General features: G+C 59.4%; 26 protein-coding genes and 1 pseudogene. 16 read left to right on the top strand and 11 right to left on the bottom strand.

From position 1 onward, the window contains the following. Positions 1 to 231: 231 nt before the first annotated feature. Positions 232 to 663, bottom strand: a complete 432-nt coding sequence (locus ACYPXD_RS08065) for an HPF/RaiA family ribosome-associated protein (RefSeq protein ID WP_459709477.1) — start codon at positions 661 to 663, stop codon at positions 232 to 234. Between the two features lie 223 nt (positions 664 to 886). Between ACYPXD_RS08065 and ACYPXD_RS08070 the strand changes: the two genes are divergently transcribed. From ACYPXD_RS08070 to ACYPXD_RS08090, 5 genes are all read left to right on the top strand, one after another. Further along, the gene (locus ACYPXD_RS08070; protein WP_459709479.1) at positions 887 to 1,171 is read left to right on the top strand and encodes a DUF3563 family protein; all 285 of its coding nucleotides are present in this window, start codon (positions 887 to 889) and stop codon (positions 1,169 to 1,171) included. Between the two features lie 80 nt (positions 1,172 to 1,251). Continuing rightward, positions 1,252 to 1,551 carry a hypothetical protein gene (locus ACYPXD_RS08075; protein WP_459709482.1) on the top strand — a complete coding sequence of 100 codons (300 nt, stop codon included), beginning with the start codon at positions 1,252 to 1,254 and terminating at the stop codon, positions 1,549 to 1,551. A gap of 21 nt (positions 1,552 to 1,572) precedes the next feature. After that, positions 1,573 to 1,890 carry a LysR family transcriptional regulator gene (locus ACYPXD_RS08080; protein WP_459709485.1) on the top strand — a complete coding sequence of 106 codons (318 nt, stop codon included), beginning with the start codon at positions 1,573 to 1,575 and terminating at the stop codon, positions 1,888 to 1,890. Between the two features lie 345 nt (positions 1,891 to 2,235). Continuing rightward, positions 2,236 to 4,131, top strand: coding sequence for an ATP-binding protein (locus ACYPXD_RS08085; RefSeq protein ID WP_459709488.1), 1,896 nt, complete (start codon positions 2,236 to 2,238; stop codon positions 4,129 to 4,131). 172 nt (positions 4,132 to 4,303) lie between these two features. Next, complete coding sequence (locus ACYPXD_RS08090; protein ID WP_459709490.1) at positions 4,304 to 4,981, top strand: response regulator transcription factor; 678 nt, start codon at positions 4,304 to 4,306, stop codon at positions 4,979 to 4,981. A 34-nt stretch (positions 4,982 to 5,015) separates the two neighbouring features. Here ACYPXD_RS08090 and ACYPXD_RS08095 read toward each other — a convergent pair whose 3' ends face one another. The 3 genes from ACYPXD_RS08095 to ACYPXD_RS08105 form a co-directional block, all read right to left on the bottom strand. Next, complete coding sequence (locus tag ACYPXD_RS08095; RefSeq protein ID WP_459709493.1) at positions 5,016 to 5,387, bottom strand: response regulator transcription factor; 372 nt, start codon at positions 5,385 to 5,387, stop codon at positions 5,016 to 5,018. A gap of 454 nt (positions 5,388 to 5,841) precedes the next feature. Further along, positions 5,842 to 6,192 (bottom strand): BON domain-containing protein, encoded by a 351-nt coding sequence (locus ACYPXD_RS08100; RefSeq protein ID WP_459709495.1) that lies wholly within the window; start codon positions 6,190 to 6,192, stop codon positions 5,842 to 5,844. 113 nt (positions 6,193 to 6,305) lie between these two features. Continuing rightward, positions 6,306 to 6,785: a DUF3331 domain-containing protein gene (locus tag ACYPXD_RS08105; RefSeq protein WP_459709498.1), complete on the bottom strand. Its 480-nt coding sequence runs from the start codon at positions 6,783 to 6,785 to the stop codon at positions 6,306 to 6,308. Positions 6,786 to 8,167: 1,382 nt separating this feature from the next. Here ACYPXD_RS08105 and ACYPXD_RS08110 point away from each other — a divergent pair. Together ACYPXD_RS08110 and ACYPXD_RS08115 are read left to right on the top strand one after the other, a co-directional pair. Beyond that, positions 8,168 to 9,244, top strand: coding sequence for an integrase domain-containing protein (locus tag ACYPXD_RS08110; RefSeq protein ID WP_459709500.1), 1,077 nt, complete (start codon positions 8,168 to 8,170; stop codon positions 9,242 to 9,244). A gap of 20 nt (positions 9,245 to 9,264) precedes the next feature. Then, on the top strand, positions 9,265 to 9,636 hold the full coding sequence (locus ACYPXD_RS08115; protein ID WP_459709502.1) for a hypothetical protein: 372 nt from the start codon (positions 9,265 to 9,267) through the stop codon (positions 9,634 to 9,636). 563 nt (positions 9,637 to 10,199) lie between these two features. Here the strand turns inward: ACYPXD_RS08115 and ACYPXD_RS08120 are convergent. From ACYPXD_RS08120 to ACYPXD_RS08135, 4 genes are all read right to left on the bottom strand, one after another. Next, a complete protein-coding gene (locus tag ACYPXD_RS08120; protein ID WP_459709504.1) occupies positions 10,200 to 10,910 on the bottom strand; it encodes a nuclease-related domain-containing protein in 711 nt (236 codons plus the stop codon). Positions 10,911 to 11,230: 320 nt separating this feature from the next. Then, positions 11,231 to 11,839 (bottom strand): hypothetical protein, encoded by a 609-nt coding sequence (locus tag ACYPXD_RS08125; RefSeq protein WP_459709506.1) that lies wholly within the window; start codon positions 11,837 to 11,839, stop codon positions 11,231 to 11,233. Positions 11,840 to 12,413: 574 nt separating this feature from the next. After that, on the bottom strand, positions 12,414 to 12,536 hold the full coding sequence (locus tag ACYPXD_RS08130; RefSeq protein ID WP_459709508.1) for a hypothetical protein: 123 nt from the start codon (positions 12,534 to 12,536) through the stop codon (positions 12,414 to 12,416). Further along, entirely contained in the window at positions 12,533 to 13,009 is a 477-nt protein-coding gene (locus ACYPXD_RS08135) for a hypothetical protein (protein WP_459709510.1), read from the bottom strand. The genes ACYPXD_RS08130 and ACYPXD_RS08135 overlap by 4 nt, the downstream gene beginning before the upstream one ends. 1,389 nt (positions 13,010 to 14,398) lie before the next feature. Here ACYPXD_RS08135 and ACYPXD_RS08140 point away from each other — a divergent pair. Continuing rightward, on the top strand, positions 14,399 to 14,959 hold the full coding sequence (locus ACYPXD_RS08140; RefSeq protein ID WP_459709512.1) for a hypothetical protein: 561 nt from the start codon (positions 14,399 to 14,401) through the stop codon (positions 14,957 to 14,959). Positions 14,960 to 15,369: 410 nt separating this feature from the next. Beyond that, positions 15,370 to 15,936, top strand: a complete 567-nt coding sequence (locus tag ACYPXD_RS08145; protein ID WP_459709515.1) for a hypothetical protein — start codon at positions 15,370 to 15,372, stop codon at positions 15,934 to 15,936. A 422-nt stretch (positions 15,937 to 16,358) separates the two neighbouring features. Here ACYPXD_RS08145 and ACYPXD_RS08150 read toward each other — a convergent pair whose 3' ends face one another. Further along, positions 16,359 to 16,622, bottom strand: a complete 264-nt coding sequence (locus ACYPXD_RS08150) for a helix-turn-helix domain-containing protein (RefSeq protein WP_459709517.1) — start codon at positions 16,620 to 16,622, stop codon at positions 16,359 to 16,361. 59 nt (positions 16,623 to 16,681) lie between these two features. Between ACYPXD_RS08150 and ACYPXD_RS08155 the strand changes: the two genes are divergently transcribed. The 3 genes from ACYPXD_RS08155 (at position 16,682) to ACYPXD_RS08165 (ending at position 18,793) form a co-directional block, all read left to right on the top strand. After that, entirely contained in the window at positions 16,682 to 17,029 is a 348-nt protein-coding gene (locus tag ACYPXD_RS08155) for a hypothetical protein (RefSeq protein WP_459709519.1), read from the top strand. Positions 17,030 to 17,120: 91 nt separating this feature from the next. Continuing rightward, positions 17,121 to 17,924, top strand: coding sequence for a class I SAM-dependent methyltransferase (locus ACYPXD_RS08160; RefSeq protein ID WP_459709522.1), 804 nt, complete (start codon positions 17,121 to 17,123; stop codon positions 17,922 to 17,924). 341 nt (positions 17,925 to 18,265) lie between these two features. Further along, positions 18,266 to 18,793: a hypothetical protein gene (locus ACYPXD_RS08165; RefSeq protein ID WP_459709524.1), complete on the top strand. Its 528-nt coding sequence runs from the start codon at positions 18,266 to 18,268 to the stop codon at positions 18,791 to 18,793. A gap of 22 nt (positions 18,794 to 18,815) precedes the next feature. On the opposite strand, the pseudogene ACYPXD_RS08170 reads toward ACYPXD_RS08165, so the two are convergent. Both ACYPXD_RS08170 and ACYPXD_RS08175 read right to left on the bottom strand, forming a co-directional pair. Next, a pseudogene (locus ACYPXD_RS08170) lies at positions 18,816 to 19,084 on the bottom strand (IS110 family transposase); the annotation flags it as partial. A 202-nt stretch (positions 19,085 to 19,286) separates the two neighbouring features. Continuing rightward, entirely contained in the window at positions 19,287 to 20,783 is a 1,497-nt protein-coding gene (locus tag ACYPXD_RS08175; RefSeq protein ID WP_459709526.1) for an O-antigen ligase family protein, read from the bottom strand. A 250-nt stretch (positions 20,784 to 21,033) separates the two neighbouring features. On the opposite strand from ACYPXD_RS08175, the gene ACYPXD_RS08180 reads away from it, so the two are divergent. From ACYPXD_RS08180 to ACYPXD_RS08195, 4 genes are all read left to right on the top strand, one after another. Continuing rightward, positions 21,034 to 22,002, top strand: a complete 969-nt coding sequence (locus tag ACYPXD_RS08180) for a glycosyltransferase family 2 protein (RefSeq protein ID WP_459709528.1) — start codon at positions 21,034 to 21,036, stop codon at positions 22,000 to 22,002. Further along, complete coding sequence (locus ACYPXD_RS08185) at positions 21,995 to 22,384, top strand: GtrA family protein (RefSeq protein ID WP_459709530.1); 390 nt, start codon at positions 21,995 to 21,997, stop codon at positions 22,382 to 22,384. Before ACYPXD_RS08180 ends, ACYPXD_RS08185 begins: the two co-directional genes overlap by 8 nt. 93 nt (positions 22,385 to 22,477) lie before the next feature. After that, entirely contained in the window at positions 22,478 to 24,271 is a 1,794-nt protein-coding gene (locus tag ACYPXD_RS08190) for a hypothetical protein (protein WP_459709532.1), read from the top strand. A 50-nt stretch (positions 24,272 to 24,321) separates the two neighbouring features. Continuing rightward, complete coding sequence (locus ACYPXD_RS08195) at positions 24,322 to 26,214, top strand: hypothetical protein (RefSeq protein WP_459709534.1); 1,893 nt, start codon at positions 24,322 to 24,324, stop codon at positions 26,212 to 26,214. Positions 26,215 to 26,243: the final 29 nt, after the last annotated feature.

The raw sequence follows: 26,243 nt of genomic DNA on the forward strand, positions 1-26,243 counted from the left end.
GCCGACGTAAGGCCTGGACAGTGACAATGCTGTTGCCGGTTTCACCTGAACTCGGCGTACGACGTCGACGCAACGCATCGTAGAAGGCGACAATGATCTGAAAATGAGGACCGCGAGCCGGGATGCGATTGCCGCTGCACGCAAAAGGAAAAAAGGGTGATGCAGCGCTCGCTGCATCACCCTCAATGGACTTGCTTTACGTTTGTCTAAGATCCGCTTGAACCTCGAATGTCAGGGGAAGCTGATGGGGATCGGCACGGCGGGCACGGTCGGCTCATTCGGCTTCGGGTCTTTCTCCGCGGGCTCGTCATCCGGAGGTCCATTCTTCCTTCTGAGCGCAGCGATATCGATGCGCCGTTTCAGGCGCTTTAACGCATTGCCCGCCGCGCACGCCGCTACGCGATTCACGAGCGCGAACAGATTCCGGTCGCGCCCTTGCGCGAGCGCCGCGGTCGCACCGCCGATCCCCACCTTCACGAGGCAGTGCATCGCGTGGCCGCCGCCGCGCGGTCCGTCGACATCTTCGAGATGCACGCTCACGTGCGAGATGCGCCGCGCGATGCGTGCAAACGATTCCTTGATCCGATTGTGCACATGCTCGCGCAGCGCGTCCGATTCGCGACGCGATAAATGAAGGCCTGAGGTTTGGATGCTGATTTCCATGGTGTCGTCTCCTACGAGATCACGTTCCGGGCATTGGCCCGTTCCATAAGCTGGCAGCCACCAATCTACGGGCACGCGCGCGCCGCGAACAGTCGAATTTTTCTGATGGACGGTTCGGTTGATTCGAAGTGATACGCCTGCGGACCCACAGGAAACGCTTCATACACGCGCGTCGCGCCGATTCTTCGCGATGCTCACTTTCGCCTCATTCTCGCTCTCTACGATGCAAGCCATCGACGGGCCACGCCTCATCCAGCCTCACCGGACAGCGGCAAATCGATCGGTTTCTGAGCACGTCGACGGGATCGCGGCCGCATTTCCGCCGGGCCGCGAACGTTTCACGAGTGATTGGAGAGACATCATGTTTGCGTATTTCCTCGAAAAGCTGGGCGAATGGATCGAACGCGCTGAAGAGCGGCGCCGCCACGACTACCTCGCTCAGGCAACCGACCTCGCCGACGTCGAGCAGCGCATGCGCCACATCGAACGTAACGGCTATTCCGCCTGAACCTCGCGCGGGCTGTCACATCGATGCATGGGCCCGCGCCATGCGACCCGCGAAACCTGACGGGTCAAGAGAAGATCGCCATGAAATTCGAACCGCTTTCGCACTGCCCCGCCCGGGCCAACACAGCGGTACTGCGTGCCGACTTCGGCACGCGTACGCGTAGCTCGACGGTCAACGGACCGGCTCAAATCACGGGTTCGCCGACGGCAGCAGCGCCAGACTTCCTTGCGCGCATGCGCAGCGCGCTCGCGCGTCTTTTCCGGCGCAATCGCGATGCAAAGACGCGCGATCATGGATGCCGTTGCGACGTCGAAACGCATTTGCTCGAACTCGAAATGTGCAAGCTGAACGCACAGATGCTCGGCAATCCGCGCGACTAGCACCGTTGCGGAGTCAACGTCATGAACTTCAAACACCTGTACTACTTCTGGATGGCCGCGCGCACCGGCGGCATCATCCACGCCGGACAGCGGATTCACATCACACCGCAAACGCTGAGCGGGCAGATCAAGGTGCTCGAAGCGCGCCTCGGCTGCCGGCTGCTCGAGCGCGCCGGACGCAATGTGCAGCTCACCGAAGCAGGCCGCGTCGCGGCGGGCTACGCAGAGGAAATCTTTCTGCTCGGCGAAGAACTCGAAGGCGCACTAAAAAGCTACGCGGACCAGAGTAAAGGCGGGGACGTGCGCTCAAGCCGTGCTCAAGGCTTACCCACGCGCTAAACTGGTATTCACTGCGCCTGCCCCGCCACGTTATCCATACGTGCCGTCAAAACCGCCGCAGTCCATTCCGCCTTCCGCGCTTTCTACAGACGATTTCCTTACGAAATCGCACGGTTTTTCGTTTTCGACAGAATAGCTTTCCGCTTCGATATATGCGAAGCGCGTGCGCGGGTAAGATCGACTTGACCGCCTGTCTCGAACCGACGCGTCGCTTCATGCGACACGGCCGCCCTGTGATGACGCCTCATGTCCGCGCGTTGTGATCACATCAAGGCCGCAAAGAATTCGGCAACGGCCAGCACGTGCATCGACGATCGAGTGACTTTGTGACCTTGTCCGGAAGCCATGACCTCGCTCTTTGAAGCGACACCACGCAACAACCGCTGGCGGGACGCATGGATGCGCTGGGTGCGCGCCGATCTCGCCCATCCATCCGACGCGCTGCGCCGGCTCGTATTCGGTTGGGCCGGCGGATTCGTCGCGCTCGGCGGGCTCGGTTGGGTGTGCTACAAGTTCGGGCTCAATCCGGTCGCCGCCGAATCGATTTTTCTGATTGCGGTCGTGCTGATTTCGCTGGTGGGCAGCTTCATGATGTCGGTCGGGCTCTCCATCATGGCCGTGCTCGTTATCGACTACTTCTTTATCCCGCCCATCTTTTCCTTCGAAATCCAGTACAAACAGGACTTTCCCGCTTTAGTGACGTTTCTGATCGCGGCGTTCGCGATCACGGGACTCGTGCGGCATGCACGCGCACTCGGCGCGACGCAGCTCGAGCAGGCGCGTCTGCTCGATCTCACGCACGATACGATCATCGTGCGCGATATGGACGGGACGATCCTGTTCTGGAATTACGGCGCCGAGGAGATGTACGGCTGGAAAAAGCGCGATGCGGTGGGCGAGTGCATTCATCTGCTGCTCAAGACGCGCTTTCCGACCTCGCTCGAGGAAGTCACCGCGACGGTGCTGCGTACGGGCCGCTGGGACGGCGAGCTGGTCCACACACGGCGCGACGGCACGGAACTCGTGATCGCGAGCCGCTGGTCGGTGCAGCGTAACGGCGCCGGACGCGCTGTCGCCATTCTCGAAACCGGCAACGACATCACCGCGCGCAAACAGGCCGAAGAGGCGCTGCGGCGCGCCCAGGCCACCTATCTTGCGGAAGCGCAGCGCCTGAGCCGCACGGGCAGCTTCGGATGGAACGTCTGGAGCGGCGAAGTGCTCTGGTCCGAACAGACGTTCCGGATTTTCGAGTTCGACCCGGGCGTCGTGCCGACACTCGAACTCGTGATGCAACGCGTGCATACCGACGATGTCGACCGGTTTCGCGATACCATCGGCCGCGCGTCGACGCACAAGCACGATTTCGACTTCGAGTTTCGTCTCGTCATGCCGGACGGCGCCGTGAAGTACCTGCACGTCGTCGCACATGTCATGAAAGACGAGCCCGAACGGCTTCATTACGCCGGCGCGGTCATGGATGTGACGCAGGCGCGGCAATCGGAGCAGCAGCTGCATCACGCGCAAGCGGAACTCGCGCGCGTGACGCGTGTGACGACGCTCGGCGAGCTGTCCGCGTCGATCGCGCATGAAGTCGGCCAACCGCTCGCGGCAATCGTCACGAACGGCGAAGCCTGCTTGCGCTGGCTCGACCATCGCACGCCGCAGCCCGACGAGGTGCGCGCGGGCGTCACGCGAATGATCGGCGAAGGAAGGCGCGCCACCGAAATCGTGCGGCGCATTCGCACGCTCGCAAAGAAAGACACCGGGCAGAAGACGCCGCTCGAGCTCAACGATGTGGTCAACGACGTCGTATCGCTCACGCAGCGCGAGGTGCTGAGCCACCAGGTGCCGTTGCGCGTGCGACTCGCGCCGCTCCTGCCGCCGGTGCTCGGCGACCGCGTCCAGCTGCAGCAGGTACTGATCAATCTCGTGATGAATGGGATTCAGTCGATGGAAGGCGTAACCGCATGGTCACGCGAACTGTCGATCGAGACGATGCTCACGGCCGACGGCGATGTGCAGCTTACGGTGCGCGATTGCGGCACCGGCATCGACCCTGGGCACGCGGAGCGCCTCTTCGATGCATTCTTCAGTACGAAGGCGCACGGGATGGGCATGGGTCTGTCGATTTGCCGCTCGATCATCGATGCGCACGGCGGCAAGATTTCAGCTTTCAATAACGAAACGCACGGTGCGACATTCGAATGCATCCTGCCCCCGCTTGCAAAAAAAGCCGCTTAACCGGCGACGACATCCTTGCATAGGCGCATCAACGGGAATATTTTTTCCGCTGTACCGCTTTAACAGCAAAAGCGAAACAACTAGTATCTATACTGCATGCAAACTTGACATCGATAAACCGGCAGCGGCTAACGGGGCGCGGTAGGGTCTCCCGCTGCAGTTGGAGGGACACATGAATTCCCAGCAGTTCGTTTCAGCTTCGACTGGCGTAACGGCGCAAGCGGCGCCGTCGGTCGTCTATGTGGTCGACGATGACGAAGCGATGCGCACCGCGCTTGGCGCCCTGCTGCGCTCGGTCGGCCTGCGCGTGGAAACCTTCGCGTCTTCGCGCGCATTTCTCGATTACCCCAAGTCCGGTGCGCCGAGCTGCCTTGTGCTCGATGTCCGGTTGCGCGGCGAAAGCGGCCTCGCGTTCCAGGAAGAAGCCGCGAAGTCCGATATGCGCATTCCCATCGTCTTCATGACAGGGCATGGCGACATCGCAATGTCGGTCAAGGCCATGAAAGCAGGCGCGCTCGATTTTTTTACCAAACCCTTTCGCGATCAGGACATGCTCGATGCGGTTGCGCATGCGCTCGCGCAGGACGCGAAGCGCATCGATGCCGAGCAGGCCATCGCATCGGTACGCTCGTGCTACAACACGCTGACGCCGCGCGAACAGCAGGTCATGGAGTATGTGGTGATCGGGCTGATGAACAAGCAGATCGCTGCGGAAATGAAGCTCTCCGAGATCACCGTGAAAATTCACCGCGGCCAGGTGATGAAGAAGATGGAAGCGCGCTCGGTGGCGGATCTCGTCAGAAAGGCGGAAGCCATCGGCATCGGCACGCGCGGCGAACGTGCGTCGTGATGCCCGCTGATGCTCGCGTCACGCGGCCGATGCGTTACGGACTACCGAGCGCGGTGGTCAGCCAGTGCGCAATCACGTTCGCGTCGACCGGTTTTTCCAGCAGCGCCAATGCGCCTTGCGCCTGAGTCTGCGCGTGCAGAACGGCGGTCGGAAACGCGGTAATGAAAATGGTCGGCGGCGCGCAGCCCTGTTTTAACAGGCAATCGTGCAATTCAATGCCCGACATTCCCGGCATACGAATATCGGAAATCAGAAATGAAGTTTGATTGACGCGGCCGGAATTGAGGTAGGCCTCTGCGGAGGCAAAATCGTTGACATCCCAACCAAATGAACGGACGAGGCTCGCGGTGGCAAGACGCACTGCGTCGTCGTCGTCGATAATGCTAACAATGTGGGACGTGTCCACGCGGCGGACCCTGAGTTTCGACAGTAACTCCGCATATCTACGGATCCAGGCCGTGCCTTTTTCTCTTTGCTTTCAAGAGAATAGATCGCGGGATGCGGCCCGCAAATCATACAAACGTATAGCAGAACCGCCCATTGGCGGGGGTACGTCGATGACTCGCATCATGCAGTGGACCTCCGGCGCGAAGCAGTCGTCAAACTATTCCAATTGCATAACCCTGCAAAGCGGCGTTCATGCGCTTCTTTCAACCGCTATATAAACAGGCCGAATTCGATCGATTAATACGCGCACAAATGCGAGTCTGTCGTAAATAAGAATCGCAGCGATTTTGCGGCATTGAACAGGCAAAATCGCCGCAGCGGATACGACAACACCTACACGCTGCGAGGCCAGCCGCCGGCTCTGTCGAAGCAGCGCTGATCGACAGAAGCGGCCGGCCGGACTTCGCACGAAATCAGTTGCCTGCTTCGTGCATGCTGAGGTTGTTCTTCACCGACTTCACGCCCGTCACGCTTTGCGCGACGGTCGCGGCTTGCGCGATCTGCGACTGATCCTGGACCGTGCCGTCGAGCGTGACGACGCCACCGCGCGCCACGATGCGAATGTCGGACGACTCGATCTTGTGCGTCGTCAGCGCGTGCCGCACCTGCCCTTCGAGCTTGTGATCGGCATGCCACTTCTGCTTATGGGTCGGCTTGGCCATCGGCGCGGACGCCGTGTCGTCCTGCGCATGCGCGGCCTGGAAACCGAACGAGAACATCAGAGCAATACTGGTACCGACCAACATCTTCAACGGCTTGTTCACTTGAACCTCCATCGTTGCCAAGGGTGATTAGTTTTCCGGGCACCGGCGGCGCCCGTTTCTTTGCTGCCGATCTACTTTCTTCGTTTGCTTCTTTTCTTCAACCCGCTTTGCTTTCAACCTGTGGCTTCAACTTCAAGCTCTGGCTCTCCGGCTTCTCCACCGATCGGCGCGAGGAGCACACATGCCGCGAGCATCATCGAGCCGGCGTTGGCCGGCGCAAGCCGATAGTGCGACGGACGATAGACCACATCCCCTCGACGGATCTGCTGTCCGCTCAATGCACACAAGCCGTCGCTCGATGCTCGCGCGACGCGCCAGACCTGGTCGCCATAATGGCACGAAGTCGGATCGCCCCATGTGACGATCGCCGTTCTGCTGGTCGGCCGCTCGAGCACCCTGATATGCGCATCGCGTTTGCCCACCGCGCAGGCAACCGCCGCAGAGCGCCTTTGCGCGCTGCGGCGTGCGGAAAACCTGTCGCCTGCTGCTGAGGCCAGGCTATGGCTCGATGGTAATTCTTCCGGCCGCGATAGTGAATTGAGCAAACACAAAGTCTGCGACCACGGATCGGTCCGGCTGGGTTTCGCGTGCATCGAGCAGTCCCTCCATCGTCGCTCGTGGAGGTCCTCGCGCGCTGCCAATCCGCGAAGGCCACTTCAGTCAGGCGGTGCCGCTACGTTAGCGCGATATCCGGACACGGGCCATTCCACTAACGTGTTACATCGCGCAACACGAAAGTTGTGCCGGATGATACGAAAGTTTATTCAGACACGCCGTTGTGTTATGTGGCGCCTCGCAGGAATGCAAGGTTCGCGCCGCTGGCTTCACGCGATGCTGCAACGGCCAATGCCAGACGGCCGATCTAGCCATGACTGGATGACCCTTGTGCCAGGACCAGTGTATGCGTCATGGGCAACATAGTCACGACCTAGAGTCACATCCGCCACCGTTTTGCACAGTAGCAGGTCACAGGAACCTGACCGGCCCCGACCGGGCACCGATCCACACCGTACAGCGCCGGTCAAGCATGGGACTGCTGCCGTTACAGGGATCGCCCCGAGCCGACCCTGGATCGCAATACGCAACTGCTGATAGCGCCATCGCCACGGATATGGTTTAATGCCCGACAGTGGTCCGAAGCTTGAACACCGTGCGCTCTCGTTACGAGCATCGAAACTTAAACCCGACTTCTTTTCGGGTAAGGGTGTCTTTTTTCCAAAAGTTAGCTTTCCGGTTGTGAAGCAGCCTCTGTACCGGCCCAAGGTATCTGTTGAGCGCCAGTGCGCGGCTCGGTATCCCTGCCCGACTTCTATGCCACCTCCTGGCACACAGCTTTCCTCTTTATTGAAATAGCCGCCACTGCTTGTTCGGATCGGCTATGCGCCTCGTCGGCTCGCGCGCTCGATGCGAGCGGCACTCCTTCACGTTGTTTATCTCACTCATCTTCCCCACATGCAGCTGGTTGTCTGAGCATTTCTTGTAGCGACACAAGTCGCGACGACATCCTCCTGCAACCTCCACCGGCAAATCAGCGCTTCACCTGATCCTTGCATCTCCTTTTCCGCGCTGTGCCTGCAACACGCACCACTTCCTGCGGCCTTTCACTTCAATCCACTTGAACGTAATCCGATCGCGTCAAACCCCTCTGCCATTTGCAGGCTTCTGCCCCGCTACCGAGTCGGATGTCGCGCCGGCGAGCAAGCTCATTCCATCCAGTATCACTAGTCAACTACCACAACTGGTCAGCCCGAGACGCTATCCCTAGCGGATCCCTAGCTCAACGCACTTCAAGTCGCGGGCTAACCATCATCTGTCAATCCGTGCGCCCACCTTCCCCTACGGCACACGGGTACTCGACTGCAGCAGCATCGCAACGACGCACGCGGGCCAGGCGTGCACTGGGGAAATTCAACGGCAACCTCCGAAAAACGGGTAAGTGGGCGACCGGCCGCCCAGCGCATCAAAGGAAAAGCAAATGAGCGTAATGACGCAGGCAATCCACAAGGCTGCAGTCAGCAGCAAACGGGCAGGCGGGAGCCTTGCCACGCAAAGAAACCGCAGACTTGATTCAGCAGGCCTATTGCGATTCACACGCGAGATAGGCGAGTTGTACCCATCGCTTGAAGATGTCCCCGACTGGGTAGTCCATCTATATGCACAGTACTGCGCCGCACAGGGGAAAGCGCCCGGAACGCTCGCGAACATTTTCTCTGCCATACGGGTTCTCAATGCCGTCGCAACGAAGAGCGCCCACCCCGCCCCCACCAATAGAGCCTTGGGGATTGAGCGCAGGGAGCGTAAAGGCAGGAAGCGGGCATTGGCTGAAGGTGAGATCGCGCTATTTATCGAGCGTGCACGATCAGGCGACGATGGGATCGTACACATCGTCGAAGTCGCGCGCGTCCTCGGCCTGAGGCGCAAGGAGGCGTTGATGTGCGCCTACGACCTGCCGATGTGGCTTGAAGCGCTTGCCCGAGGAGATACTACGGTGCGCGTCATGAGAGGAGCGAAAAATGGACGACCAAGAGAAGTGCGAATCATCCACGCCCGGCGCGAGGAGACTCGACAGATCATGACCTCTGCGTTGGCGTATGCAGAGAAGCACAACTTTCGCTTCATCCACGGAAAGAACACAACTCTCGAAGGCTCCATGAACCGGCTGACGTTCCTTATTCAACGACTCGGAATGTCAGGCCAAGAAAGCTTCCATGCGCTGCGCTATACATATGCGCTTGAGTGTGCCAACGAGATGCTGGAAAGCGGCGTGTCGCCTTATGAAACGCTGGTTCAACTTAGCGAATCGTTGGGACATGGTCGCAGCAGGACTCAAATGATTCTTAACCATTACTGCCAACCCATCAAGGACAGGTTTGACGGTTGCCCTGCCCTTGCCAGAAAAGACAATAAACTGCGACCGGCCCCACCCCGTCCTCCGAGGGCGATAGCACGACTAGACGCGAAGTCGCGTCACGCGACGCTGAGTGGACATCCGATCGGAAAGGCATCGGGCCAGTCGACGGATCGGAAGACCAACGGATCCTCGAACTTTTAACCAGAACAGAACACTTTCAAATGAAAAGCACATCGCTCAGAGACCAGTTTCTGGATGTTCTCGATAAAAGCGGGTTTAACAACATGGTTCGTGATCGTGCGCTCGCTGCATGGCTCATTCTCGAAGCGATACTTGCCGAACATCAGTGCACGGCGGAAACATTGAAGACAATCGAGGCAGAGTATCTATCGTCTTTGGCGTCCCGCTTTTCCAAAACCGATGTCGAAACCCGGTTGATCGAACTCGCAGCCATTCGGGTGATCCTTCTGCACGCAGGCCACACAGCTGCGTCGATCCAGGGACTCCAGGTAAGAGTAAGGAGGCGTCGGATCGAGAACACGCCGGGCGGCAAATACCGCTATGTAAAGGTTCTCGACGACCGGATACGTTGATCTTCCAGTACATATTCGCATCGGTATGCTGTGGATTAGAACCAGCCTCACAGATGCAACATGGCCAACGGACTTACGCCGCACAACAAACTGGCAACGGCCGATGATATCGCCACTTGACTGCCGAACCACTCAGCGCAGGACGGGGGTGTACGAGGCGTTCAATTGGTCGGAGAGCTCGGATCTTCGGCTGCCCAAGGCAGAGCGCGCGTCGCTACTGACAGCTCGTGTGTCCGCGACGACCAGATCGAAGGTCAATCCGCGTTGGCGACGCAAATTGCTAGACGTATGGAGCCGCGTTCTCGTCCGCCGCGCCTGAAAAGGATCGTGACGGACGCACTCCGTGGTTGCAAGCGCGACATAGCATCCGGTACGCGCACCCGACTGCATCGAATCCGCCATTGACCATGGCGACGAGAACGATGCGAGCAATTCGGTAAAACGGATTGCTCCGCTCGCGATCGGGCGTTTTGAGGCAAACGAGCGGCGCGTGAAAGCGTAAAAGCTCAGTCCCCTCCGCCAAACGATCCATGCACTACCGGAATGTCGCCTCGCGATTCTAGTTAGCCGCGCTCTTCTTTCCCCAGATCGCGCTGCGCGCGGATCCGGTCGCGGTGTTCAGTCAGCGCCTCTGGCCGCAGGTCGGCATGCTTCAGGATGGCGTCGGCAACTTCATACACAGGTAGTCGTGCACTCCTGGCACGGGCAAACTGCTGTTGACGCACGCGCAAATGCCGGTATAGCTCGCCGAGCTCAAGCAACGCCGAGGGCAAAGCCGGCTCCAGGCGCACTGCCTCATGGGAAAACACACCTAGCCCCTCAACCATACGCAGGCCGGCCGGCAGTAGCGAACGGATGAAGCGGATCTTGGCCGCGTTCTGCTTGAGTGGCGAAGTGCGGGTGAGGCTGCGTCCGTCGTGCGTCTCAAGAATAAGCGCATCGCGCTCCTCGCCGAGCCTGACGCTGCCGGCCCAGTGCTTTGTTTCGATCACGAAAACTCCGAAAGGGGTAACCGCCAGATGATCAACTTCGGCGGTCGGGAACGCTTCGCCGGGTGCGTGATTAAGGATGACACTGTCTAGAATTTTGTAGTTCTCACCGCAAAGCCGCGTTAGACACTGACGCAACGTGGCCGACACCAGCGCCTCGCCATGAACGCCCCGCAACTCTGATGATGCGGGTCTTGCGGTATCCGCCGCGCGCAGTTCAGGTTCCTCCTCGCAGAGATAGATGTAAATGAATATGGCGGTGACCACTATCCCCATAATCGTCATGCTGGTTCTCCTTTCTGGTTAAGGTAAAACCAGCCTACCGGGCAGGCCGCAAAGTCAAGTGCCCCGGCATGCTCTTCAGTGTCCTATAGATATCGGAGCTCCACCCTGGAGCAAATTTCTTTCCGCACCGCACGGCGCTCCGCAGCTCTGCGTTGACTGACGTTCTATTGCCCCACCCGACTTTCTGGTCCGGGAACCCGACTGCTGACCATCAGCGTGCGGAGACACGATGACAGTCAGAAGCATCCCGACATTCTTGGTAATTTAGGATTTCGTAACGTTATGAGTGGAACGCGACGATATGGCATTACCCATTTCGGCTACGGCAGGATGGAAAGCCCCGACGGTACCGCCGGAAGCGGCCGCCCTTCCGACACCACCAAGGCCACCACCTGAGTCGAGGTTCCCAGCGTCCGTGCAGTCTTTCTGAGGTCTCCTCGATGCTCGCAGAGAACCTCCATTACTTTCTCTCGCGTTAGCAGCGGGATTTCAATTATCGAGGCCTTGTGATCGGTCACGTGGGACGAATCTGCAGCACCCGCGTCAACTGGAGGAATTTTAAATTCGTCTAGCAAAGCGTATTTACCGATCCAACGCACAAACAATCGCCAATGCGTGACGCGGTCGGTGAGATCTCGACCGCCTACGCCCTCTGACAACCAGCGGCCAATCAGGAAGCGCAGATGCTTGCTCCGGAAATTCCAGGGTGTCTGCAGAGCGAAGCCACCTGCACGGAGAACCTGGAAACCGTGGAGTAGGACTGCGACCCGACGGCACTGGGTTTCAGTGGAGAGGGGAAAGGACGCGCCGGTTCGCGGATCAAACCCTTTCTTGATACGTGATCGGATAAGCCTGCGGAACTCGGTCTTGAACGCGCGCGGCAGACTGCTACATGTGATGACATAGTGGTAATCATGAACGGCGTACATATGGATTCCCTTGCGTGAGTGAGTGGATGAGCGGTCGGCGCGCCCGCGCTGATCCGTCGAGTGCGCTGTTTATCAGGCCGCGCGCGCCATCGAACATGAATAGGCCGCTTCGACTGCGAACGCCGAGCAGCATGCATAACAACGATGCATTGTTTGAGGTCAGCTACGAGAAGACAAAGCAGCGGGTCGAAATCTGACTAATATGCTGCTATAGGAATGAAGATGCGGACTATGAAAAGGTCGCGGATCCGCTTCCGCCCACCCGCCCGTCGTGAGCGTTCATGCTGCCCGCGTAATCTGCGTCAGACATCGTGGACCAGTGGGCTATCAGGAGAGTGACACTTGCACCCCAGGCAGAAGTGCTTTTCGCAAGTGACTCGGTCTCGATACATCGCCGCTCCATGCTTGATATGCGCACTCCCGCACAATTGCGCGCAACTACCAAGGTAAGGCCACGGACTCGCCAAGCCTTGTCCAACAGAAAATATCCAAACGGAGCGCAAAATAAAAGGCCGCATCCGAAGATGCGGCCTCAATGACCAGGCCGGCTTGCCGACCCTGAAAAGAAATTCTTTTATCGCGGCAAGCGAACATGCCGGCGTTCGCGAGCCTTGCTGGCGTTGCGGTCCATCACAGTACCAATTCCAACCATGGCGAATGCGACGCCCAGAACAAGAAAACTGATACCCATGCTCATTCTCCCTTCCTCATGGAAAGCATGCCTCGAACAAACGTGATCACCAAAGCGAGAACCAGGCTGGCCTCCAGCTTCACGCTCTCCAACGTCCAGATATCGGTAGCATGCCACAGCCCCACCGCGCCCAGAAATGCAGAAGCGGACAGTGTGTGACAGAACCTGCCAAAGTGCTGCCTCTGATCGTCCGTGGGATCGAGAAACGGCTGCAAAATACGGCCTAGAATGCTGGCCGGTTTCTCCGGCAGCAATGTCCGGCCAATCAGGAAGTGTCCTTCGGGCTGCCGGTCCAGCTGAACGATGTCGCCATCGATTATCGCAGACACTGCAGCACTTGCTTCCACGCGACTCAGAATGAACATCGCAGTCACCAGTTTTGCCGAGGGATAGACGTGCTGCTTGTCCCGCGCAAGATTCGCCCGGTCCGTAATCGTCAGTCCCGATGGATATTCGACCACTACATCGACGATCTCCATCCTTCCTCCTACCGGTGCTCGAGGTCAATGCCAATACCTGCTGTCCACCAGCGATCGACTCCGTCACACAGGTGACCGATGCTCTTGTCGTCGGTTGTAGCGCCCGCATTGCGTGGTTTTCGGTCTGGTATGCTAAGAAATTCGTGCATTACGGCCTCGTAAAAAAGAAAAAGCGAGGCGCCCTTACGGGACACCTCGCCAGATGTAGACGGCCTATAGATCTAGCCGCAGTTGATCAAGAAAGAAATTAGGCTTCGCGCCTGCGAAGCCCAATCAGGTCAGGAAAACGGTCGCTGAGCACTTCGAGCATGGGAACGCAGGTGCGTATTCCGCACTCGTCAGTGGGCAGCCAAACCGGTTTCAGGAACTGGAACGGTCCGGACGCCGACCGGAACAGGAGCCTCTCCCGCGGACCTCAGACGCGCCTTATCGAGGCAGGGACGACCAGATCAAGCGAAATTACAGATGAAATAAGCCTCACTTGAATCGCTGACTTTGGAAATCCAGCGCACCGTGGTTACTGGTTCATAGATGACCTCACAAAAGGATAGAGCGCGACGAGCCCGCAGGCTACGCAGCGCTGTTTAACAAAACCGGCGAACGCCGGCGACGTGAATGGAACATTGGGAAGGCACCTGTCGAGCCCAGCCACTGCACCCAAGGTGCAGCTGGATATCGATAGTTGATCGTTCCGCCGCACACTTGAGAATCACCCCGCATGGGTCGCGCGGCGATCCGCACAGCTGCTGATGCCGGTCGAAGACGTCCGCAAATCGCCTGCCTTGCGAAGCTCCCGTGCGGCAGCACCGTCATTGGCGAGGGACGCCATAGCAATCCTGTCGCGGGCGGTCGGGTGGTAGACGGATGCACCGTCGACTATAGCCAAACCCCGTTGCGAACTTTTTGGACGTGCCAACGCATAGGCACGCTCGGATCGATGCGCCAGTGGCGCGGGAAAACAAGGCCAGTATATGGTTCGATGCTACGGGCAAAACTCCCGAAATATCGGCAAATCGCTGTGGCTTTCGCCGTTACGACGCCCGACGCTGACGGTAACCAAGCCCTAAAGCGCCGTGGGAGACAACTTCGTTCGCTGGAGTCAAAGCGCGAACGGCAAGTGCCGTCAACTGGTTGACGGCCTTAACCCGAAATGACACGCAAAAGCGCATAGCTTTTGAGGACGAATTCGACGAGCTTGTATGTTAAAAACAAACTTTGCTTCACTCCCTTTACGCAAACCGGCCCTGAGCGTCCGACCGCATGACCAAACAGCCATATGGGGTACACGTGTGTCCCCAGTGCCACCAGCCGATTGACACTACTCTGAGTTCCCGGACAAGCGCACCGGGTGTAAATCGTGGAGTTGCTTCCGCATTGACGGACAGGGCGTTGAACGCGGAATCCGCAGCGAGGCTACACAATGAGATGCTTGAGAGAAAAGCTCATCCCACTGAACTTGGCGAGTTTTACAGAACAGCGTTAGCACGCAAGCTGTGGGATTCTCAGGCAAAACTGGCTCACGCCCTTCATGTGTCCGCCGCGTCCGTCTCACGGGCGATATCCGCCGCCAAATTGCCGCGGCAAGTGCTAGACCTTTTTCTGGAAGCCGGAATGCCGAGCGCACGGATGGCTCGCGCATTGACCAAACTGGTCGAAACCGAAGGCGCTGCCGCAATCGTGGCAAATGCAAACAAGCTATTGCATTTGCGCCTCACGCCCGATGAAATTTTCACCCGGCTGTGCGCGGGACAAACCGCCCTTGAGAAATTTCCAGCGACGTCAGTTAAGGTCATCACCGGGTCGAGAACGGCCCGCCATTTACGAATCGACTCACCTGACATGGATCTTCTGATCGCCGCATTGCCGAATATCCGCGCGATGGTCGACGCGTGTTTGAGTCTAGAGGCCTCCCGGCTTCGCCGTCGCAAACGATCGAATGACGTCGGCTAGAGTGCAACGCCGGCCACAGAACCACCGGCCGGCGATTGCGCGGCCTCCGATAACAAACAGCCACCACCGCGCCGATTGTTAACGCACATGGAATTGAGCCGTCAACCGGTTGACGGCCTCCGGTTCCGACCACCCTTATAAATCAAATGGTTACAAGGTCCCACGTGTGCAATGCGTGAATGCCGCGCCCATCGGCGATCCGATCCGCAGGCAATCATGGTCCGATAGCGGCAGCGGTCTGCATGCGCGACACCTGCTACAGGTCGATCCTGGTCTGCGAACGAAGATGGCTCAATGGGCCGGCTTCCTGAGCAAGAGTCAGGCTGACGACGACTGGCCCGCACGATCATCGCGCCACGCCAGTAGGCGCCCAATCAGGGGCAGGTCTACACGGATTACGGTTGGGCAGATTGGCTGATTGGCTTGATCTTGCCGCCCCCCCGGTGACGCGCGGCACGGGTGACGCGGGACTCGTAGTCGGCGCACTGGCGACGTTCCCGGAAATGGACGTCGTGCGCCAGGCATGGCCGATGGTGATGACGTTCCTGAAGACGGCGTTCGTGATCTACCTGCCGATCGTGCTGGTATTCGGCACCCACGATCTCAAGGCGGTGATTACGGCGAGCTGTGTGTGGAATTCGTGCCGTCCTTCGTGGTTTTCTGGTTCCAGCTCGCACGCTGGACCGACCTCCATGCGCTCTATGGGCAATAGCTCACCGCAAGAGACCTTCAATCCACTGATGAGGCTCAACAACGCGATCGGAGATATCAACGACGGATGCCATATTGACGGATGTATTTCTTCACAGAGTGCCGGCGGGAAAATTTATGTACTCGCCGGATCGACCGACGGACAAGGAAAGAATCGACGGCCATACAAAATTTGTATGCGTCATCGATCGAACAACGGGCGGACAACAACTGCCTGTCTTCCGACTCAGGTTCGCGATGTTCGTAGCTGTAGATTCGGCGAATAAAATTGCGCCCTGCCGGTAGCAACGCCGGCCAGACAACGAATGATGATCTGCGCGTGAAGATCCGGCACACCATTTAGTGCGTGATTTGATACGGAAACTTCACACACCGCGATCGTTGCAGAACCACTCCTGGTGAGCTGGTCACCTTCGCAACCCGTCGTGAATGTTCGATACCGTTTTCGATACAGGAGACACGGCACGATCGGCTGCACATGAGCCGGGGGTTGACCACCCGTGCGCCCGCTCTGGTCAGTTCTGCAAAAGATGGCGTGCAGCCATGCCGGCCGCCGCGTTGATATCGTTCCCGATTAAGGTCGCGCGCCGGGACGCGTCACAAGGAAATTAAAGGACGGGGCAATCAAGGGGCACGGGACCATGAAAGCAGGCTAGATTCGTGGCTCCATCCCATGCCAATACAGTTTCTAGCGCGGCAGCGACCTGATCGGGGCGGATTTCAGAAGCTGGTCAATGAATTTGTGTGGATCGACGCCGAGCACATGCAGTATCTCGAGAAGCTCGATGACGTCTACCCGTCTTTCGCCATTCTCGATCTTCGAAATGAAAGACTGAGGCTTGTCGAGGCGCGACGCCACTTCCTGCTGCGTCAGCTCCTTCGCTTGCCGCAGTTCCGTCAGCAGGATTGACACGCGCTGGTACCGCGGGTTGTGTATCGGGTGGGTGGCCATGCGCGCGATTCTAAAACCCATCCCAGGATAAACCCATTTTAGGTTATCATGTGGCTGTGATGGTAAAAGCAACGATCTGGATGCTTGGCGCCCCGTGGGTAGCGCTAGCGATCGCGTTTGACATGCGGCGGCTGGTGGCTCACCGCGTCGGCCTGACTCGTACCGGCTGGCTGTTCGTGTGTGCGTGTGCCGGGCCGCTCGCGATCATTGCGTATCTGATTTGCCGGCGTGCTGTTTTCGGTCGGCTGGTCCACGCCGTCTGGGACATCGCGGGTGACGGTTCGCACACAGTTCCGGCTCGCCGGAGCCGGCTGATTGCCATGCGTGAGAATGGACTGATCGGTGCGCCCGTTTTCCGGCGCTGCATGTCGGAACTGGAAGTCGAGGATACGTCGACCGTGAACTGATGCGTCCATACGCGGGGATTGAATTTTCGGATTCGTTCCGATTCGGATTACTAAATTAACAATGATCGCACGCAGAGTAAACATTACGGAGTTGGAACGCGTCGAACACGCCCCGCTCGACAGGGATGCCTACGAACTGGAACAGTGCCCCGTTTGTGGAATGAAGGGGGCGTTCTACTTCGGGCGTAACGGCTATTACCTGGACCGGTGTCCGGCCTGCCGGTTCGTGTACGTGCGCAACATGCCGTCCGAACGGCAACCGGCCGAGTACTACGCGAGCGGACACGCGGATAACGGCGCCTTCATTCCGGACACACAGAAAAGTATCCAGAGGTGGTTCAGCAAGGGCATCGAGAGCTGGTTTCACGCCAGAAATATCGTCCTTCACGCAGCGGGCCGCCGTCGTCTGCTTGAAATCGGCTATGGAGAAGGGCACCTTCTCAAGGCGTTGAAAGCGACGGGTCGCTTCGAACTCGAAGGTATCGACTGTGCGACGGCTCTACTCGCCCATTTGCGGGCGCATGGTCTACGTGTCTTCGCAGCCGGTCTGGCTGACCGGCAGTATCCAGGCGGTCGTTTCGACTTCATCGTCGGCTTCTACGTGCTGGAACACGTGCAGAACCTCGATGCTTTCATCAACGAGGTGCGTCGCGTGCTTGCCGACGGTGGCCGTGTCTATTTCGTCGCGCCGTGCGTTACGCACTTCTCCGCGGTTCGCGCCGGGACGAACTGGAAGATGTACGACCCACCCGGCCGCCTCTGGCATTTCTCGGTTAAAGCGATGAAGCGGTTCCTGACCGATCGCGGGTTCCGCGTGATCTTTGCGCACTGCATTTCTAACCGGCCGCATCTGACGGTGCTGGCCGAGAAACAGACGGGGGTAACGGGGAAATGAAAACGAAATCAACGACCACTACTTGTCAGGTCGCGGCCGCGGTACTGATGGCATTTGCATTTCGTGCCGTGCATCCACAGGTTACTCCGCCCGCGTGCCAGCGATACCTCAGGTGTTCCAGGCTTGCCGCCGGACTTACGTGCACATGCTCGGCGATGCGTCGAAACGCGGCGCTCGGAACTGGCCGGGAAGAGTACGTCAAGGCGTTCAACCTTGAACACAATGCACTCGCCGCAACAGTGAACCGCGAGCGCGAGGCAAGGAAAGCGCCGGACATACAGTCGTTCAGTTGAATCGTTCGCAGCGCCGGAAGGCTTCCGGCAAGTATCGGGGATAAGTTAATGAAGATCGCGTTTTTACCGCGTGAAAAGCGACGGCTCGAAGAATTGAGCCCGGCTGAGATCGCGCGATTGTGCCTGCTGAACGACAGGTTGATCGAGGCCGAGGCCTGGATTCACGAACGTGCACGGCAATGTCTGAGCGCGTATTACGCCACGAGGAACGTCAACCGCCACATTCAAGGACGGGTGATCGAGAATGTTGAAATTGACGCGAAGGTGACATGCGTGCTGCAACCTGATCATCCGGAATTTCGCGAGGATAACGATTGCATCATTGCGGAACTAGACGCGCTCACGCGATCCATTGAGGTGATCGACACGCAATTCACGTTCGCGGAATTCGGTGCCCCAGGCGAGCAGCCGCCCCTGGCCGATGTTCGCCTATGCTATCTTTTTCACGATCTAATCGATCACAAGCTTGATCGCGACTTCGACCGAGCATTGCACATCGGCGAACTCTGGATCGACGTGAAGCTGACGCAACAACGGATTATTGGCTGGAATGCCACGACTCATTCAACACATTGACGTCATTGACACGGCTCCGTGGTTAAGATTGTTTTACGGTCGCCAGCGCCCAAGCCGTGCGAGTCAGCTTGTTTGCCAGCGCGCAGGCTACGATGTTCGAATGCCGACGGGTGAGCATGATCCTGACCCATTCGGCGAGTCGGCCGGTTTGCCGGCCCAAGCACTGCATATAACCCCGGGGCACACTGCACCAGCAAGCGCCAGTCTTATCACTTCACTTGCTGGTTCCGAGAGCAGGTTGGCCCTGCCATCGATGCTGTACTGGCGACGCGCCAGCCCGATGAACACAGCGCAAAGCGTCGCACCGGCGCCGGTCTGGAAATTTCCACAGGGCCTGCGCAAGCGTAACATCGTTGAACCGCCTCATCACTGAGGAGTCGGGCGCTGAGGAATTCACTCGCGAAGAGTTTCGCCGAGTTCCAGTTCAGTCGCTCCCGAAGCGCGCACGAACGCTCCATGCGACGCCGTTTTATGCGAGAGCAGACGACCACTTTCAAGGGCCAAAGCGGGACCGCTCGATGGCTTTCTCATGCTGTCTTGCTGCGGATAGGATTGCCACCGCCTGCGTGCTCGAAGCTGCCGCCGGCGCCGCGTGCTGAAAGCCGATGTCTGCGATATCGCGCCGATTACGCACAAGCACATCAGATAAAGATTCGCATTGCCCCAGTAGCCAGCCGCAACATGCCCAGAACATCAGTGCGGTGGACTGCCACATGAAGTCGTCGGTCATATTTTTCGCGAGCATGCCGAACAGAAGCGCAAGCCCTGCCCTGCACAGCATCGGGCGCGTGACGCGCATCGCATGGAAGCGCCGGCCAATGGCTGCGAACAGCACGAGCTGCAGCGCGAGGCCGATCACACCGGTTTGCAGAAGCGTGTTCAAAAACAGGTTGTGCGCGTGCGTCTTTACGTTCTCATCGAGCCTGAACAGCGCGGCGGGTACCAGATGCCCATAGGCGAGCGCGGGTAGCGGCTTGCCGAAACCTACACCTAGCCACGGATGAGTATGCAGTTGGCTTGCATAGAAGGCCCAGATTTTCGGGCGTGCGTCATGGGACGTCGCCACGTCGATGCCGCTCACATGGTCGAGGCGTTCCAGCAGATGCGCCGGCGATGCGCCGCTTGCGGAGTTCGCGGGGCCATGCAAATCGGCAGACGTCGCATTGGGCGGGCTCTGCATCGGCCCCTGCACCACGCTCGTGCTGCCGGTTTGCGCAATGCCTGCCGGCACAAGCGTCATCAAGCGCACGCGGTTACTCAGCAGCGCCGCGCACGCGACGGCAATGAGCAATGCGCCGAGCAGCAGATACGCGCGGCGCCGCGATTCCTTTGCGCCCGCGCGCGGCCACAGCAACACGATGCCGACGACCGCCAGCGCAATCCAGAAGAAGCGATTGAGCGTCGCCGCGCCGATCACGACGCAAAACAGGATGCCGACGACGCCGAGCAGCCGCGTGTTGCGCACCGCCGCCATCGCAGCGAACACGGGAATCGCCATCAGCGCGACCGTGCTGGTGTGGCCGACGCGCGCGTAGAAATGCAGCAGGCCCGGTTTCGGTGCAGCCGGGTCGAGAAAATGGAAGCCGACGACGCTCGCGACCGCGAGCGCGCCGCACGCGAGCCACGACGCGACCTGCATGCGCCGCTGATGCATCGCCTCACGCCCGAGCAACCAGAACGCGAAAAAGCACACGCCCGGATAGGCGATTTCATCGAGCCACGCATGGAGCGTCGCTTGCGGATCGACGCTCCAGACGGTGGATAGCAGCGCCCACCCGGCCCACAGGCCCAGCGGCAGCGATAGGGGAAAGTGGATCTCGCGCGGCGCGTGCACGAGCGATTGAACGACGAGGAAGACGGTGATCGCGACAACCACGCCGATGGCGACAAATTTGATCGCCATCATATGATCGAACATCACGACGAACAGAAGCACGGCGCAAAAAGCGGATAGCACTTCCCCGACCCAGGTTCTGAGCCTCAGGTTCACGGTAATTTTTCCTTGCGACTTTGGGCTGGGGGCGATTTTACGCCATAGGCGAGACGGTTACGTGTCATGCATACCTAAATTGCCTTACACGTACGGTCAAAATGACGCGGTTTCGTGTGCGCGCCGACTCGTGCGAAAATAGCGCCCGCTTGCACGCCGTGCACTTTTTCTGAGCAAACCGTGGAAGCGCCGCCGGCCCGTCCCGAGGCGCTCCGCTTGCCGCCGACGTCCCGCCGACGCTAACTACTCAATGAAAAATATTTCCGCGGCCCATGTCGCCGTTCTGATCCCTTGCTACAACGAAGAAGCGACGATCGAGGCCGTCGTCCGGGACTTCGCGGCGCAATTGCCCGGCGCCCGCATCTATGTGTTCGACAATAATTCGTCCGACCAGACGATCGAGCGCGCATCGAAGGCCGGCGCGATCGTGCGGCGTGTTACCTATCAGGGAAAGGGCAACGTCGTGCGGCGCATGTTCGCCGATGTCGATGCACACGTGTATGTGCTCGTCGATGGCGACGATACGTATGACGCGGCCGATGCGCCGGCGTTTATCGATCGCCTGATCGACGAAGACCTCGATATGGTGGTCGGCGCGCGCGTTTCCGACGAAGAACTCGCGTACCGGCGCGGCCACCGCTTTGGCAATGTGATGCTCACGCGTTTCGCGGCGCGCATTTTCGGCAATTCGTTTTCCGACATGCTGTCCGGATACCGGATTTTCTCGCGCCGCTTTGTGAAGTCGTTTCCCGCGCATTCGACGGGCTTCGAGATCGAAACCGAACTCGCCGTGCATGCGCTCGAACTGCGCATGCCGGTGGCCGAAATCAGCACCGCTTACCGGTCGCGGCCCGAAGGTTCCGCAAGCAAGCTCAATACGTATCGCGACGGCATCCGCATTCTGTTGATGATCCTGCGTCTTTTCAAGGTCGAGAAACCGTTGCTGTTCTTTTCGATCGGATTTGCCGTGTGCGCGCTGGCGTCGGTGCTGCTTGCCGTGCCGGTGTTCGAGACCTACGTCGAAACCGGGCTCGTGCCGCGGCTGCCGACCGCCCTGCTGTGTGCCGCGCTGATGCTGTTCGGCACACTGCTGCTCGTGTGCGGGCTCGTGCTCGATACGGTGACGCGCGGGCGTGCCGAAGCGAAGCGATTTGCGTATCTGAGCGTGCCCGCTCCATCGAATGCCATCCGGCAACCGGCGTCTTTACGGAATGAATAGTCAGCTCTTGCGGTTCGTCATCGTCGGCACGGTCGGGTTTGTGGTCGATGCTTCGGTGCTCTATTTATGTTTGCATCTGGGCGCGGGGTATTACCTCGGACGTGCCGTGTCGTTTCTGGCCGCTGTGTATACGACGTGGCAGTTGAACCGGCGCTTTACGTTCACGCCGGTGAAGAACGGGTCGATCTGGCGTGAAGGCGGGCGCTATCTGCTGGCGATGTGCGGCGGCGGGCTCGTCAACTACGGGGCGTATTGCGCGGCGATCGCGGTGTTGCCGAAGAATGCGTTGCTGCCGTTGTTCGCGGTGGCGGCGGGGTCGCTCGCGGGGCTCGTGTTCAATTTTCTGGTGGCCCGGCATTGGGTCTATAAACCGGGTCATTAAAAGATGGAGACTGCTTCGAAGCCCCGAACTTCGCGTCACGCATCCGGATGGTTTGCGCGCCTGCGGGCAATTGATCTGAACAGCGCAAATGCATTGGGGCAAGCGCGCGTCATTGTCCCGTTGCTGTTCGGGTTGTATTCGTTGTGGCTTGGCGCCGACGCAAACTGGGACCTGTACAACTACCACATGTACAACCCGTTCGCGTGGCTGCACGGAAAGCTGCTGCTGGACATGGCGCCTGCCGGCGTGCAGTCCCACTTCAATCCGCTGCTCGACACGTTGTTCTATCTCGCGAACACGCATCTGCCGTCGCGCGTGGTGGGCTTTTGCATGGGCGCGCTACACGGACTGAGCTTCGTCTTCATTCTATCGATCGCGCAAAGCGTTCTTTCGTCTCTACCTGAAGAGGACCGGTATCGCGTTCCGCTCTTGCTCGCGCTGGCCGGCTGTCTCACGGCCAATTTTCTCTCCGGGCTTGGCAACTCGATGGGCGACGACACGACGGCGCTCTTCAGTCTCGCGGCGTTGGCGGTACTGCTGTCGAACTGGGAGCGGCTTGGCACGTGGACCGGGCGTGCAGTGGCCATTTGCATTGCCGCCGGCGTGCTCGTCGGGTTGGGCGTGGGACTGAAGCTGACCAATGCGGTTTATGCAGTCGCGATGTGTGCGGCCCTGCTGTTCTATCCAGCGCGAGGCATCGTCAGGCTGCGGGTTGCGTTTCTGTTCGGCGTGGGCGTGCTGGTGGGCTTTGCCGCAACCGGCGGTTACTGGCTGCTCCACATGTGGAAGACGTTCGGCAATCCGCTTTATCCGCAGTTTGGCGCGTACTTTCCCACTCCGCTCGCGCAGCCCCACGTGATGGGCGACCCGCGCTGGCGCCCGCATGGATGGTTCGAGACGGTGTTGTGGCCGTTCATTTTCACCGCGAATTCGCAACGCGTTGGCGAAACGCCAATCCGGCAGATCATCTGGCCGATCGTTTATGCGCTGTTCTGGGTGTGGTTGGCGGTGGCGGTGATGCGGTCGGCGATAGGCCGCCGCGCGACGTCAGGGTCGATCGAACCGCGTGCGCGCTTTGTCGTCGTATTCGTGGCGCTGGGGTACTTCGTGTGGATGGAAGGCTTCAGCATTTATCGCTACATCGTTGTGGTCGAGGTGCTGGTGCCGCTCGTGATATGGGTGCTCGTGCAACGGCTGACACCGTATCGTCCGGCACGAAAGCTCGCGGGTTGGCTTCTGGTGATGGCGAGCGCCGTGGTTGTCACGGGAGGCGCGCGCACCTGGGGACACGAAGGATGGTCGGATCCGCTTTGGCACGCGGAACTGCCTGTCATCGCGGAGCCGCAACGTACGACGGTTGTGCTCGCATCGACCCGCGCATTCGCGTGGACGTGGCTTGCAACGCTGTTTCCCGATCAGGTCGCCTTCATGCAGGTCGATAGCAGTTTTCCGGGAACACCGGCGTTTTACGAGCGCATGCGCGAAGTGGCGAGGGAGCGCGGCGGGCCGATCTACGCAATCGTCGATGGCGAGCATAACTGGCGAATCGATAATGTCGCGGACGCGAACAGGCTTGTCGACAGCATTGGGCTGACGGGCGGCGAAACCGGCTGCGATGCGCTGCGTTGGGCAGTGACGCGGCTGCATCTGCACGCGTCGGTAGCGCCGGCGACGAGTACAGGCAAGCAGTGCCAGCTTGGCTTGCGCGCCGACGATGTGAAAGACGTTGCGTCGGAGAATCGTGCATATATCGCACGGGCGGTCCCCATGTTCGAGCGCAACGGCTTCATTCTGGACCCATCGACTTGCACGTCGTATCGTTCGGGAATCGGCGAAGGCGTGCTTATTTATCAATGGTGCCGCGTGTCATTACGCGATGTGGGTTGATCGCTTTGTCATTCCTGTTTTTTAGCCCTTCCCTGAATCCTTGAGCCCTTATGCCGAACACGGCCAATGCTTCGAAACCGCGCTCGCCGCACCGTGCTGCCGGATGGCTCGCGCGCTTGCGCAACGTCGACCTGAACACTGCTGAGGCATGGCGCCGCGCGCGCATCGCGGTACCTGTTCTTTTTGGCCTTTACTCGTTGTGGCTCGGGCAGGATCGCAACTGGGATCAACTGAACTATCACATCTATAACGCGTTCGCGCTGCTGAACGGCAAGCTGTCGATCGACATCGCGCCGGCCGGAATGCAGACGTATTTCAATCCACTGCTCGACGTCGTTCCATGGCTGCTCTACACGCACCTGCCAGCACCGTTGGTCGGCTTCGCGTTCGGTGTGCTGCATGGCCTTGCATTCGTGCTCATACTCGAGATCGTGCGCAGCACGTTGAGCGGCCTGTCACCCGATGAGCGATACCGGACGCCGCTGCTGCTTGCGATTGCAGGTTGCCTGACGGCGAATTTCCTCGTCGGCATCGGCAATACGATGGGCGACAACACCACTGCGCTACTCGTGCTCGCCGCCGTCGCGCTGATTGTGAACCGCTGGCAGCAGCTCACCACCCTCTCGGCCCGCGCCTTCGCGTATGCGTTTGTTGCGGGCCTGCTGGTGGGCTGCGCTGCCGGGCTCAAGCTGACTAACGCGGTCTACACCATCGCGGTCTGCGCGGCGTGCCTGACGTTGCCCGGCAGCGCCATCGTGAGACTGCGTACGGCGTTCTTCGTCGGGCTTGGGATGCTCGCGGGCATCGCCGCGACTGCGGGCTTCTGGTTCATGAAGATGTGGAGCATGTTCCACAACCCGGTGTTTCCGCAGTTCAGCAATATCTTTCCGAACGAGCTCGCTTATCCGATCGCTGTTGCGGACTGGCGCTGGTTTCCGACCAGTTGGGTCGAAGCGCTACTCTGGCCATTCATTTTTTCGTGGGATTCGCGCCGGGTCAACGAACTCGACGTCCATCAGATTATCTGGGCGCTGTTGTACGCGAGCCTGATCGTTTGGGCGCCGGTCGCCGCATGGCGTGCTTTGCGCGCGCGCAGAACAACGGCCACTCCCTCGTCCGGCATCGATGCAAAGCGCGCCTTTGTATTGGTCTTCATCAGCGTCGGCTACATCGTCTGGGTGAAGATGTTCAGCATCTACCGGTACACCGTGGCCATGGAAATGCTCACGCCGCTTGCGTTGTACGTCGTGCTGACCGACCTGTTGCCGAAACGCAGAGGCAAACGTATTGCCGGTGCCGCAATCGTTGTGGCGACGCTGATCGTCGTATTGGGCGGCGCGCCGACCTTCGGTCATGAAAAATGGGCGTGGCGCGCATTTCGCGCCGAGGTACCGACGTTCGCCGATCCCGCACGCACAACGATCGTCATCGTCGGTGGCTCGTCCGGTTGGGGCTGGCTCGCATCGTTCTATCCGTCGAACGTCGCGTTCGCCAAAGTGGAGCCAAACTTCGCAGCGACGCCTGCCTATGAAAAAAAGTTGAAGGCGCTGATCGCGCAACGCGGTGGCCCTGCCTTCGTGGTGATGAAGGGCTACGAAAACTGGCGCATAGCGAACGTCGCGAAGGTGGAGTCGATTGTGCGGGGTATCGGCATGATGGACTCGCCAGCCGGATGCGCGCGAGTGCACTGGACCGTTGAGCGGCTGCGCTTGCATGCGTCGGTTATCGACGATGCCGATGGAACCTGCCACTTGGGCCTGCGCGCCGACGACAAGCGTGACATGGCGATCCCGAATATGGCCGAAGCCGCGCGCGTCAACGAACAGTTGAAGTCTTATGGGATGTCGCTACTGTCGCTGAAATGTGATCGCTATGACGCCCGTTTCGGCGACGAGGCCATGACGTACCAGTTGTGCCCGCTCGATACGCGTTTCAAACACTAGCGGATGCGTGCGCGCCCTTTGGCGCGCAC

This window comes from Paraburkholderia sp. 2C (genome assembly GCF_054589215.1).